Consider the following 12119-nt stretch of genomic DNA (forward strand, 5'->3'; position numbering starts at 1 on the left):
GCGCTTTTCATCTAAGCGAAATATCCATATTTATTCGCCTCAACACGCCGACCGCCGCGAAGCCGCGGCGAGAGCGCCCGCCGTACGGCCGGGCACACGCCGTACGGCCGGGCACACGCCGTACGGCCGGGGCACCCGGGCGGGGACGGTGGGGTGCCGGTCGACCGCCGGCTGACCGGTCGGCGGGTACGGCGGGCGCCGGTCAGCCGGCGGCGAGCTGACGGCTGCGGTCGCGGGCGGCCTCGATGGCCGCCAGGAAGGCGGCCCGGACGCTGTGGCGCTCCAGCTCGGCGATGGCCGAGATGGTGGTGCCGCCCGGGGAGGTGACCGCCTCCCGCAGGATCACCGGGTGCTCCCCGGAGTCGCGCAGCATGATGGCCGCCCCGACGACCGACTGGACGACCATGTCCAGGGCCGCGGCGCGGGGCATGCCGAGCAGGATGCCCGCGTCGACCATGGCCTCGACGAGGTAGAAGAAGTAGGCCGGGCCGCTGCCGGACAGCGCGGTCGCAGCGTCCTGCTGCGACTCGGGGATGCGCAGCACCTTGCCGACCGGCCGCAGCAGGTTCTCGGTGAGCTCCAGGTGCGCCTCGGAGGCGTGGGCGCCCGCCGAGATCACGCTCATCGCCTCGTCCACCAGCACCGGCGTGTTGGACATCACCCGGACCACCGGGATCTCGCCGCCCAGCCGCGCCTCCACGAAGGAGGTGGTGATGCCCGCCGCCGCCGTGACCACCAGACGGTCGCCCGGGACGTGCGGGGCGATCTCCGCCAGCAGGGAGGCCATGTCCTGGGGCTTGACCGCGAGGATCAGCGTGTCGGCGGTCTTGGCGGCCTCGACGTTGGAGACCACCTGCACGCCGTACCGCTCCCTGAGGTCCGCGGCGCGCTCGGCGCGGCGCGCGGTGGCCAGCACCTCGCCCGGCCTCGCACCGGCCCGGAGCAGCCCGGACAGCAGGGCCTCGCCCATCTTGCCGGTTCCCAGAATCGCGATCATTTCGGCGCACCTCGCGTGAGAGGACCATCGGGGAGAAGTGAATCCCCAGCCTAAGGGGTCCGCCCACGTGACACCGGGCGGCGCTCACCCCCGGCCGCCCGGCGCGGCGGGACGCGCGGTCTCCTTGAACCGGTCCGCCGTCCGGGACGTTGTAGGGGTATGCGGATGATCGCGACCTCTCTCCTGGCTGGAAGCCTGCTGCTGGCCACGGCCTGCGGCGCCGAGCACGGTGGCACCGCGGCCTCGGTCACCACGACCGCCCCGGCGGGGCACGGCGCCGGAACGGCCACCGGCCCCTCGCAGCCGGTCTCGCACACCGTGCCACCCGTGGCGCCCCGTACCGAGCCCACGCACGGCACCCCCAAGCCGGTGAGGCCCGAGGGCCACACCGTCAACCCCCGCAAGGCCGGATGGCTCACCGCCAAGCCGTCCAAGGACGGCCGGAGCCTGCGGATCGTCTGGTGGTCGGGGGTGGAGCCCTGCACCGTCCTCGACCGGGTGAGCGTCAAGGAGACGGCCCGGCGGGTGACCGTCACCCTCTGGGAGGGCCCGAGCGGCAAGGCGCGGAACGTCGCCTGCATCGACATCGCCATCAAGAAGGTGACGACCGTCAAGCTCAAGGCCCCCCTGGGCAAGCGCGAGGTGGTCGACGGGGCGCGCTGACGCGAGGCCGCTTCCGGGAGGGCCCGCGGGGCACACCGGCCCCACCGGACCCGGGCCGCTCCCGGAGAGCCGCGCGGGCGCGGCCGGCCTCACCCGACCGAGCCCTCCTTGCATCCCTCGGGCCGCTCGGGCCGCTCGCCGGTCCATCCCTGCTCGGTGTAGGCCGCGTAGCCGATCACCGTGCCGGCGGCCACGCCCTCGGCGTCCCGGACGACGGTGGAGCGCTCGCCGGTCATCTCGCCCGTGACGGGATCGAGGATGATCTGGTAGTCGACGGGGACCATGGCGTCGCCCATTCCGGTCTCGCCGGTCTCACCGGCGTTGATCCGCACCGCGACCCCCGGGCGGCCGAGCGGGTCGGTGATCTCGCCGACCACCCGGGTCCCGGGAAGGCCGGCGAGGACCCGCAGCGCCGCCGCCCGCAGATCGGGCGGGCTCGGCAGGTTCAGCAGCGAGACCGCGGAGAAGGACCAGTTTTGCTCCTGCGACGGGCTCTGGTCCCCCCTCCTGGCCGCCTTGAACCGTTCGAGCAGCGTCCCGGCGTCCCTGGGCAGCGCCTCCAGGTCGGCGAAGGTCAGCTCGGCCATCCTGCGGTCGTAGAGGATCCCCTTCGGGTCGACCTGCCAGGAGTAGGTGCACCCCACCGGTTTCGGCGTGCAGCCCGGTTCCCCGGCGCACTCCGCGATCGGGCCGCCAGGCCACAGGGCGTCCTTGGGACCTTGACGGCGCGGGGCGCCCTGCTCCCGCCAGGCGGCCACGTCCTCGGGGGCGGAGGGACGGCCCTCCATCCTGTCGAGGCGGGTGAAAGCGGGGTCGCGGGGGTCGCGGGGCGTCCACGAGTCCAGCTCGGTGGTGAGGAGCACCATGTAGCGGGCGGATCCGTCCCCCCACCGGGTGAATGAACCGGTGACGGACCTGCGCCGCCAGTACGCCCCCGGGGTCTCCGCGGGCAGCGCCTCGGCCCTGGCGGCGATGTCCAGCAGCGCCTGGCGGCCGTCCGGCGCGGACACCGCCGTCGCGGGACCGTCCGCGGACCCGCCTCCGGCCCCGACCCCGGCCGTGACGGCCAGGATGACCGCGGCCGTCGCGGCGGCGGTGGCGGCGGTCCACACCCACGGCCGGGGGCGGAGACGCGAGCGGTGCCGTACCGGCCGGGCCGTCTCCGCCGCGGCCAGCCGGGCGCGGGCGCGGGCGACGGCGGCGGGCGACGGCGGCGGGGCGTCCGGAAGCGACGACGCCAGCAGGTTGATCTCATCCATCGTGGTCCTCCTTCAGCGGGTCGATGTCACCGAGCGCCTCGCGGAGCCGCCTGCGGGCCCGGCTGAGCCGGGACGCGACGGTCCCGTAGGGGATGTCCAGCGCGGCGGCCACCTCGGCGTGGGAGAGACCGCCGAGCGCGACCAGCAGGACCACGTTCCGGTCCCGCTCGGCCAGACCGGCCAGCGCCCCCGCGAGCCGGCCGGTCACCCGCCCCGCGGCGACCCGCGCGGTCACCGCGTCCTCGTGTCCGTCCGCGTGGCCGCCGTGGTGACCGGCGGTGTCGCGTACGGCGGTGCGGGCGAGCGCCTTCCATCGGCGGATCTCGCTCCGCCGGTGTTTGGCGAGCAGATTGGTGGCTATGCCGTACAGCCAGGGGCGGATCTCCCCTCGCGCGGCGTCGAAGCGGTGGCGGTCGCGGAAGGCGCGGAGGAAGGTCTCGGCCGCGAGGTCGTCGGCGGTGTGGACGTCCAGGCGGCGGGCGACGTAGCGGTGGATCTCGGTGAAGTGGTCGTCGAAGATCCGGTCGAAGTCGAGGACCGGCGGGCTGCCGCCGGTCTCGGAACCGGCCTCGGGATCGAGGCGGGGAGCGATCACGCTTCGTCCCGTGGGACGGGGTGGGGAGCGGACACGGGGGTTCCTTCGTTGGGGGAGGGGGATCGCCCGTTCTTCCCCGGAGAGCGGGAATGCTTTCACGCGCCGGAAGGTTGAGTGACATAGGCTCAAGTCGTTTGACAAACGTCACTCGAGGCTCCAATATGAGCCTGACCGACTCAACTTTGACTACAAGGACGTACTCATGGCACGTGCGGTAGGTATCGACCTGGGGACGACCAACTCCGTCGTCTCGATCCTCGAGGGCGGTGAGCCCACCGTCATCGCCAACGCGCAGGGCTCTCGGACCACGCCGTCCGTGGTCGCCTTCGCGAAGAACGGCGAGGTCCTCGTCGGCGAGGTCGCCAAGCGACAGGCCGTCACCAACGTGGACCGGACGATCCGCTCGGTCAAGCGCGAGATAGGCACCGACTGGAACCAGGAGATCGACGGCAAGAAGTTCTCCCCCCAGCAGATCAGCGCCTTCGTCCTGCAGAAGCTCAAGCAGGACGCCGAGGCCTACCTGGGCGAGAAGATCACCGACGCCGTGATCACCGTTCCCGCCTACTTCAACGACGCCCAGCGCCAGGCCACCAAGGAGGCCGGGCAGATCGCGGGCCTGAACGTCCTGCGCATCATCAACGAGCCGACGGCCGCGGCGCTCGCCTACGGCCTCGACAAGGACCAGGACCAGACGATCCTGGTCTTCGACCTCGGCGGCGGCACCTTCGACGTGTCCCTGCTCGACGTCGGCCAGGAGGACGGCCACGGCTTCGTCGAGGTCAAGGCCACCAGCGGCGACAACCACCTCGGTGGCGACGACTGGGACCAGCGCGTCGTGGACGAGCTGGTCAACCGCTTCAAGAACGCCCACGGCGTCGACCTGTCCAAGGACAAGATGGCCCTCCAGCGTCTGCGTGAGGCGGCGGAGAAGGCCAAGATCGAGCTGTCCAGCCAGTCCGAGACCAGCATCAACCTGCCCTACATCACGGCCTCCGCCGAGGGCCCGCTGCACCTGGACGAGAAGCTCACCCGCGCCGAGTTCCAGCGGCTCACCGCCGACCTGCTGGAGCGCTGCAAGGGCCCGTTCCACCAGGTGATCAAGGACGCCGGCATCAAGGTCTCCGACATCGCGCACGTCGTGCTCGTCGGCGGCTCGACCCGCATGCCCGCCGTCACCGAGCTCGTCAAGGAGCTGACCGGCGGCAAGGAGCCCAACAAGGGCGTGAACCCGGACGAGGTCGTCGCCATCGGCGCCGCCCTGCAGGCCGGTGTGCTCAAGGGCGAGGTCAAGGACGTCCTGCTGCTCGACGTGACCCCGCTGTCGCTGGGCATCGAGACCAAGGGCGGCATCTTCACCAAGATCATCGAGCGCAACACCACGATCCCGACCAAGCGCTCCGAGGTCTTCACCACGGCCGAGGACAACCAGCCGTCGGTGCAGATCCAGGTGTACCAGGGCGAGCGTGAGATCGCGGCGTACAACAAGAAGCTGGCCACCTTCGAGCTGACCGGCATCGCCCCGGCGCCGCGCGGCATCCCGCAGATCGAGGTCACCTTCGACATCGACGCCAACGGCATCGTGAACGTCTCCGCCAAGGACCTCGGCACCGGCAAGGAGCAGACGATGACGATCACCGGCGGCTCCGCGCTGCCGAAGGACGACATCGCGCGCATGATGCGCGAGGCCGAGTCCTACGCCGAGGAGGACAAGCGGCGCCGCGAGGAGGCCGAGACCCGCAACAACGCGGACTCGCTCGTCTACCAGACCGAGAAGTTCCTCAGCGAGAACTCCGACAAGGTCCCGGACGACGTCAAGACCGAGGTCAACGACTCCGTCGCCGAGCTGAAGAAGGCTCTGGAGGGCACCGACACGGCCGCGATCCGGGCCGCCGCCGAGAAGCTCGCCACGGTCAGCCAGAAGATGGGCTCCGCCATCTACGCCCAGTCGCAGGGCTCCGAGGCGGCCGGTGCCGCCGCCGGCGCCGGCGCCGAGGGCGCGGCCGGTCAGAAGGCCGACGAGGACGTGGTCGAGGCCGAGATCGTCGACGAAGAGCCCAAGCGCGACAACGGCGCGAAGTGACGAGCCGTGATCCGAGGGGAGCGTGAGCGTGAGCACGCGTGAGAACGGCTCCGGGGAGGAGCCGGTGATCCGCGACAACCGGAAGATCGATCCGGAGACCGGAGAGGCGCGCAGCCAGGCCGAGCGGGAGCAGGCCGAGTGGGCGGCGCAGGCAGGGGAGGCCGGCCAGTCCGCCGCCGGCCTGGCCGCGGCCGAGCTGGCCACCCAGCTCGCCGAGCGCACCGCCGACCTCCAGCGCCTCCAGGCCGAGTACGCCAACTACCGCAAGCGGGTCGATCGCGACCGGGCCATGGTCAAGGAGCAGGCGGTGGCCGGCGTGCTGTCCGAGCTGCTGCCGGTCCTCGACGACATCGGCCGGGCCCGCGACCACGGGGAGCTCACCGGCGGCTTCGCCAAGGTGAGCGAGTCGCTGGAGGCGGTCGCGGGGAAGCTGGGACTGAGCGCCTTCGGCGCCAAGGGCGAGCCGTTCGACCCGACGGTGCACGAGGCGCTGATGCACAGCTACTCCCCCGACGTCACCGAGCCGACCTGCGTGGAGATCCTGCAGCCGGGCTACCGGATCGGTGAGCGCGTGCTGCGGCCCGCCCGGGTCGCGGTCGCCGAACCCGAGGAGCCCACCGCGGGCGCCGCGGGCGACAACTGAACACACCCCCATTCCATTTGATCGGAAAAGGAAAATGATGAGCACCAAGGACTACCTGGAGAAGGACTACTACGCCGTCCTTGGTGTGCCCAAGACCGCCACCGCCGAAGAGATCAAGAAGGCGTACCGGAAGCTGGCCAGGCAGTACCACCCGGATGCCAACCAGGGCAACAAGGAGACCGAGGAGAAGTTCAAGGACGTCTCCGAGGCCTACGACGTCCTGTCCGACACCAAGCGCCGCAAGGAGTACGACGAGGCGCGGACGCTGTTCGGGTCGGGTCTCGGCGGTTACCCGGGGGGCGGGGGGGCCTCCCGCGGCGGTGGCGGTTTCGCCTTCGACCTGGGCGACCTGTTCGGCGGCACCCAGCAGGGCGCCGGTGAGCGCATCGGCGACCTGTTCGGGGGCCTGTTCAACCGGGGCGGCACCGCTCCCCGGACCGGCGGGACCACCACCAGGGCGCGGCGCGGCCAGGACGTCGAGTCGGAGGTCACGCTCTCGTTCACCCAGGCCGTCCAGGGCACCACCGTCTCGCTCCGGCTGACCAGCTCCGCCGCCTGTACGGCGTGCGGCGGCACCGGCGCCAAGGCCGGCACCACCCCGCGGGTCTGCCCGACCTGCGAGGGCACCGGCGCGGCCAGCCGCAACCTCGGCAACTTCGCCTTCTCCGAGCCGTGCCGCGACTGCAAGGGCCGCGGCCTGCTGGTGGACGACCCGTGCCCGGTGTGCGAGGGCAGCGGCCGGGGCAAGAGCACCCGCACGATCCAGGCGCGCATCCCCGCCGGGGTGGCCGACGGCCAGCGCATCAAGATCAAGGGTAAGGGCGCTCCCGGCGAGAACGGCGGCCCGGCCGGCGACCTGTACGTCCAGGTCCACGTCAAGCCGCACCCGGTCTTCGGCCGGACCGGCGAGAACCTGACGGTCACCGTCCCGGTCACCTTCGCCGAGGCCGCCCTCGGCGCGGAGATCAAGGTGCCCATCCTCAAGGGGCTGCCGGTGACGCTGCGCATCCCCGAGGGCACCCCCAACGGCCGCACCTTCCGGGTGCGGGGCCGGGGCGTGACCCGCAAGGACGGCACCAAGGGCGACCTGCTCGCCACGGTCGAGGTCCTGGTGCCCCAGCATCTGGAGGACAAGGCCAGGAGCGCACTGGAGGAGTTCCGCGACGCCACCGCGGGGGGCGACCCGCGGGCCGACCTCATCCAACAGGCCAGAAGCGAGTAGCCATGGAAGCCAACTACTTCGATCTGTCGGACGACACTCCCGTCTACGTCATCTCGGTGGCCGCCCAGCTGTCGGGTCTGCACCCGCAGACCCTGCGGCAGTACGACCGTCTCGGCCTGGTCAGCCCGGGCCGTACGGCCGGCCGCGGCCGCCTGTACTCCACCCGCGACATCGTCATGCTCCGCGAGGTCCAGCGGCTCTCCCAGGAGGAGGGCATCAACCTCGCGGGCATCAAGCGGATACTGGCGCTCGAGAACGAGGCGATGCGGCTGCGCGAGGAGAACCACCGCCTGCGCGCCGAGACCGCCATGATCCGCGCGCTGATCCGGTACCAGCTGCCGCCCGCCTGACACTCCACCGACCAGGGCCGGGGGGATTTACGTCGCGCCGTGCTCCGGCGCGTATAGAACGCCTGAACGGAGTTAGGCGATAGCCATGGATTACAAGCTTACGCAGAAGAGCCAGGAGGCGGTCTCCGCCGCCATCAGGCGTGCCGCCGCCGAGGGCAACCCCGAGGTCGCCCCGGTCCATCTGTTCACCGCGCTGCTGTCCCAGACCGGCGGCACCGCCGTACCGCTGCTGGAGGCGGTCGGCGCCGACTGGAAGCAGCTCCGCACCGAGGCCGAGAAGCAGCTCGCGGCCCTGCCGAAGGCGCAGGGCGCCACGGTCAGCGCCCCGTCGAGCTCCCGGCAGCTGCTGACCGCGCTGAACACCGCGGCCCAGCGGGCCCGTCAGCTGGAGGACGAGTACGTCTCGACCGAGCACCTGCTGGTCGGCCTCGCCACCGACGGCGGGCCGGTCGCCGAGCTGCTGAAGTCCCGCGGCGCCACCCCGAACGCGCTGCTGGAGGCGTTCGAGAAGGTGCGCGGGCACGCCCGGGTGACCAGCGAGACGCCCGAGGACACCTACCAGGCGCTGGAGAAGTACGGCGTCGACCTGACCGAGCGGGCCAGGGCCGGCAAGCTCGACCCGGTGATCGGCCGTGACTCGGAGATCCGCCGGGTCGTGCAGGTGCTCAGCCGCCGGACCAAGAACAACCCGGTGCTCATCGGCGAGCCCGGCGTCGGCAAGACCGCCGTGGTGGAGGGCCTGGCGCAGCGCATCGTCGCCGGCGACGTGCCCTCCAGCCTGCGCGACAAGCGCCTGGTGGCCCTCGACCTGAGCGCGATGGTCGCCGGCGCGAAGTACCGCGGCGAGTTCGAGGAGCGCCTCAAGGCCGTGCTCAGTGAGATCAAGGAGAGCAACGGCCAGATCGTCACCTTCATCGACGAGCTGCACACCATGGTCGGCGCGGGCGCGGCCGAGGGCGCCATGGACGCCGGCAACATGCTCAAGCCGATGCTGGCGCGCGGCGAGCTGCGGATGATCGGCGCCACCACGCTGGACGAGTACCGCGAGCGCATCGAGAAGGATCCCGCGCTGGAGCGGCGCTTCCAGCAGGTGTACGTCGGCGAGCCCACCGTCGAGGACACCATCGCGATCCTGCGCGGGCTCAAGGGCCGCTACGAGGCGCACCACCAGGTGCAGATCTCCGACGGCGCGCTGGTGGCCGCCGCCTCGCTGTCCGACCGCTACATCACCTCCCGGTTCCTGCCGGACAAGGCGATCGACCTCGTCGACGAGGCCGCCTCCCGGCTCCGCATGGAGATCGACTCCCGTCCGGTGGAGATCGACCAGCTCCAGCGGAACGTCGACCGGATGAAGATGGAGGAGCTGGCGCTCGCCAAGGAGACCGACGAGAGCAGCCTCCAGCGGCTGGAGCGGCTCCGCAAGGAGCTGGCCGACCGCCAGGAGGAGCTCAACGCCCTGGTCGGGCGCTGGGAGCGGGAGAAGGCCGGCCTGAACCGCGTCGGCGACCTGAAGAAGCAGCTCGACGAGACCCGCGGCGCCGCCGAGCGGGCGCAGCGCGACGGCGACTTCGAGGCCGCGTCGCGGCTGATGTACGCCGAGGTGCCCCGGCTGGAGGCCGAGCTCGCCGAGGCCAGCGCGGCCGCCCAGCCGGAGAGCGCCATGGTCAAGGAGGAGGTCGGGCCGGACGACATCGCCCAGGTCATCTCCTCCTGGACCGGCATCCCCGCGGGCCGCCTGCTGGAGGGCGAGACCGCCAAGCTGCTCCGGATGGAGGACGAGCTGGGCAGGCGGCTCATCGGCCAGAGCGAGGCCGTCCAGGCCGTCTCCGACGCCGTACGGCGGGCCCGCGCGGGCATCTCCGACCCAGACCGGCCGACCGGCAGCTTCCTGTTCCTCGGCCCCACCGGCGTCGGCAAGACGGAGCTGGCCAAGTCGCTGGCCGACTTCCTGTTCGACGACGAGCGGGCGATGGTCCGCATCGACATGAGCGAATACGGCGAGAAGCACAGCGTGGCGCGGCTCGTCGGCGCCCCGCCCGGCTACGTCGGCTACGAGGAGGGCGGCCAGCTCACCGAGGCCGTACGGCGCAGGCCGTACACCGTGGTGCTGCTGGACGAGGTCGAGAAGGCCCACCCTGAGGTCTTCGACATCCTGCTGCAGGTGCTCGACGACGGGCGGCTCACCGACGGCCAGGGCCGGACGGTCGACTTCCGCAACACGATCCTGATCCTCACCTCCAACATGGGCTCGCAGTTCCTCGTGGACCCCAAGCTGGACCGGGAGGCCCAGCGCAAGGCCGTGATGGACGCGGTCCGGAGCGCGTTCAAGCCGGAGTTCCTCAACCGGCTCGACGACGTGATCATGTTCGACGCGCTCGGCATGGAGGAGCTGTCGAAGATCGTGGACCTGCAGGTCGCGCACCTGGCCAGGCGGCTCGCCGACCGGCGGATCACGCTGAACGTGACCCCCGCGGCGCGCGACTGGCTGGCGCTCACCGGCTACGACCCGCTGTACGGCGCCCGCCCGCTCCGCCGCCTGGTGCAGACCGCGATCGGCGACAAGCTCGCCAAGGAGGTGCTGGCCGGGAAGGTCCAGGACGGCGACGAGGTCGTGGTGGACATGGCCGAGGGCGACGACGCCCTGACGATCTCGACGAGGGTAAGGGCTTGACCACCGTTGGGTGAAGCCCGCCCCTGGGACGGCCCCCGCTGGATACGTTCGGCACTCGTCCGGCACGAGAACGAACGACAGGGGGACGTGCATGATGAACCCATCACTGAAGATCCGGGGCATCCTCGCGGTGGCGACGCTCACGGCCGGTGTGACATGGCTGTCGACCGCTCCGGCCGGCGTGTCCTGGCTCGGGGCGGTCCCGGCCTCGGCCGCGGCCTGCCACGGCCCGGCGGTGTCCGGGCCCGAGGCGCCCGGGGAGGCTGAGACGCTCGGAGCGGGCGTCGCCGGGGCCGAGGCGCCGATGAGCGCGGAGCGGCTCGCGCGGATCGCCGGCCTGCCGGGTCTGTCGCAGGCGTCCGCCGTGGCCGGCTTCACCGACGCCGCGGGCGTCGCGGGGGGCGCGGACCTGTCCGCGTGTCCGGGGGGAACGGAGACGGAGGCGGCGGTCGCGGGGCACGCCGTGGAGCACATGGCCGCCGGGCCACTGCCCGCCGCGCCGGACCTGCCCGGCCTGCCGTCCACCCCGGACACCCGCTTCGACCGGGCACCGGTCACGGTACGGCCGGCGCCGCCGGTCTCCACGGGCACCGGCACGACCGGCGCCACCGACCCGGCCGGCACCACCGACGCGCCGCTCGACGGCGCGGCGCTGCCCGGCGCGCAGGCGGGCACCGGCACCGGGGAGTCGCTCCCCGCCTCGGCCGGGGACACCGGCACCCAGGTCGGCGAGCTGCCCAGCGTGGTCGAGCGGGAGGTCGCGGTCATCGAGCGGGAGGTCACCACGACGGCGGAGGCGCCCGCGACGGACGGCGACGAACCCCAGGTCTCCGGGGAGGACGGCGACGCCTCCACCGCGGAGGAGACCGTCCTCGGCGGAGGCTTCCGGCTCCGGTAGGGGCCATGCCCGGCCGCCGTGAGAAGGGCCGCGACCCGTGGGGGTCGCGGCCCTTCTCACGTCAGCGGGAGGCGTCCAGCAGCGCGTCGAGGTCGTCCTCGGGCAGCCCGAGGTCCACCCGGATCCGGTAGCGGGTGCGCAGCAGCGCGGCGTGCTCCCCGCTGCCCTCCGCCGCCTGCCGGGCCCCGTCGGTGGCCCAGACGTGGGCCTCCCGCAGGTCGCCGTAGGCGACGAGGGTCTCGGCGACGGTGAGCGCGGTGGCCGGGGTGCAGCCGCCGAGCCGGATCGCCTCGATCACCTCGCGCGCCTCGTCGGGCCGTTCGAGCTCGAAGAGGGTGTCGGCGATCCCCGCCCGGGGATCGGCGCTCACCTCGCCGCCGTCGTCCACGGCCCGCTGGAAGCAGTCGAGGGCGTGGGCGGGCTGCCCGGCCTGCCGCCATTCCTCGCCGGCGAGCACGAGGATCGCCGCCCGCGAGACGTCCCCGGACACGTCGTCCTCGGCCAGCGCCTCCAGGCGCCGGGCGAGGTTCTCGTGATCGTCGGCCAGAAGTGCCTGTTCAAGCAACCGGTGCAGTTGCCCGTGTGTCACATACGCCACATCGCGAGAGTACCGAGCGGCGCTCGACTTCGCCCGCACAACGGCAGGTATTTGTTATGCCACCCTCTGTGCATCATTAATTACAGTCTGCGTATTTCTGGAGGAAAACGGGCATATGCCAGGCGATCCCGGCCCGAGAGGCG

Annotated in this window: 10 protein-coding genes and 1 pseudogene; 7 read left to right on the top strand and 4 right to left on the bottom strand. The window is 72.1% G+C overall.

The window, feature by feature from the left end; translation table 11 throughout:
* Nucleotides 1-202 precede the first annotated feature (202 nt).
* Nucleotides 203-997: a pyrroline-5-carboxylate reductase gene (gene proC / locus HDA43_RS13810; RefSeq protein ID WP_179820586.1), complete on the bottom strand. Its 795-nt coding sequence runs from the start codon at nucleotides 995-997 to the stop codon at nucleotides 203-205.
* A 165-nt stretch (nucleotides 998-1162) separates the two neighbouring features.
* On the opposite strand from proC, the gene HDA43_RS13815 reads away from it, so the two are divergent.
* Nucleotides 1163-1660, top strand: a complete 498-nt coding sequence (locus HDA43_RS13815; protein WP_179820589.1) for a hypothetical protein — start codon at nucleotides 1163-1165, stop codon at nucleotides 1658-1660.
* Nucleotides 1661-1749: 89 nt separating this feature from the next.
* Here the strand turns inward: HDA43_RS13815 and HDA43_RS13820 are convergent, their stop codons facing one another.
* Nucleotides 1750-2919 carry a CU044_5270 family protein gene (locus HDA43_RS13820; protein ID WP_179820591.1) on the bottom strand — a complete coding sequence of 390 codons (1170 nt, stop codon included), beginning with the start codon at nucleotides 2917-2919 and terminating at the stop codon, nucleotides 1750-1752.
* Nucleotides 2912-3514: an RNA polymerase sigma factor gene (locus HDA43_RS13825; RefSeq protein ID WP_312873238.1), complete on the bottom strand. Its 603-nt coding sequence runs from the start codon at nucleotides 3512-3514 to the stop codon at nucleotides 2912-2914. The genes HDA43_RS13820 and HDA43_RS13825 overlap by 8 nt, the downstream gene beginning before the upstream one ends.
* Before the next feature lie 202 nt (nucleotides 3515-3716).
* Between HDA43_RS13825 and dnaK the strand changes: the two genes are divergently transcribed.
* The 6 genes and pseudogenes from dnaK (at nucleotide 3717) to HDA43_RS13855 (ending at nucleotide 11378) form a co-directional block, all read left to right on the top strand.
* Nucleotides 3717-5594 carry a molecular chaperone DnaK gene (gene dnaK, locus HDA43_RS13830; protein WP_179820594.1) on the top strand — a complete coding sequence of 626 codons (1878 nt, stop codon included), beginning with the start codon at nucleotides 3717-3719 and terminating at the stop codon, nucleotides 5592-5594.
* A 28-nt stretch (nucleotides 5595-5622) separates the two neighbouring features.
* On the top strand, nucleotides 5623-6237 hold the full coding sequence (gene grpE / locus HDA43_RS13835; protein WP_179820597.1) for a nucleotide exchange factor GrpE: 615 nt from the start codon (nucleotides 5623-5625) through the stop codon (nucleotides 6235-6237).
* Between the two features lie 37 nt (nucleotides 6238-6274).
* The gene (gene dnaJ, locus HDA43_RS13840) at nucleotides 6275-7459 is read left to right on the top strand and encodes a molecular chaperone DnaJ (RefSeq protein WP_179820599.1); all 1185 of its coding nucleotides are present in this window, start codon (nucleotides 6275-6277) and stop codon (nucleotides 7457-7459) included.
* Nucleotides 7460-7461: 2 nt separating this feature from the next.
* A pseudogene (locus HDA43_RS13845) lies at nucleotides 7462-7785 on the top strand (heat shock protein transcriptional repressor HspR); the annotation flags it as partial.
* Between the two features lie 109 nt (nucleotides 7786-7894).
* On the top strand, nucleotides 7895-10480 hold the full coding sequence (clpB, locus tag HDA43_RS13850) for an ATP-dependent chaperone ClpB (RefSeq protein WP_179820604.1): 2586 nt from the start codon (nucleotides 7895-7897) through the stop codon (nucleotides 10478-10480).
* Nucleotides 10481-10571: 91 nt separating this feature from the next.
* On the top strand, nucleotides 10572-11378 hold the full coding sequence (locus tag HDA43_RS13855; RefSeq protein ID WP_179820607.1) for a hypothetical protein: 807 nt from the start codon (nucleotides 10572-10574) through the stop codon (nucleotides 11376-11378).
* A 61-nt stretch (nucleotides 11379-11439) separates the two neighbouring features.
* Here HDA43_RS13855 and HDA43_RS13860 read toward each other — a convergent pair whose 3' ends face one another.
* A complete protein-coding gene (locus tag HDA43_RS13860) occupies nucleotides 11440-11976 on the bottom strand; it encodes a hypothetical protein (protein ID WP_179820609.1) in 537 nt (178 codons plus the stop codon).
* Nucleotides 11977-12119: the final 143 nt, after the last annotated feature.

The sequence above is a fragment of the Streptosporangium sandarakinum genome (genome assembly GCF_013409935.1).
GTDB classification, from domain to species: domain Bacteria; phylum Actinomycetota; class Actinomycetes; order Streptosporangiales; family Streptosporangiaceae; genus Streptosporangium; species Streptosporangium nondiastaticum.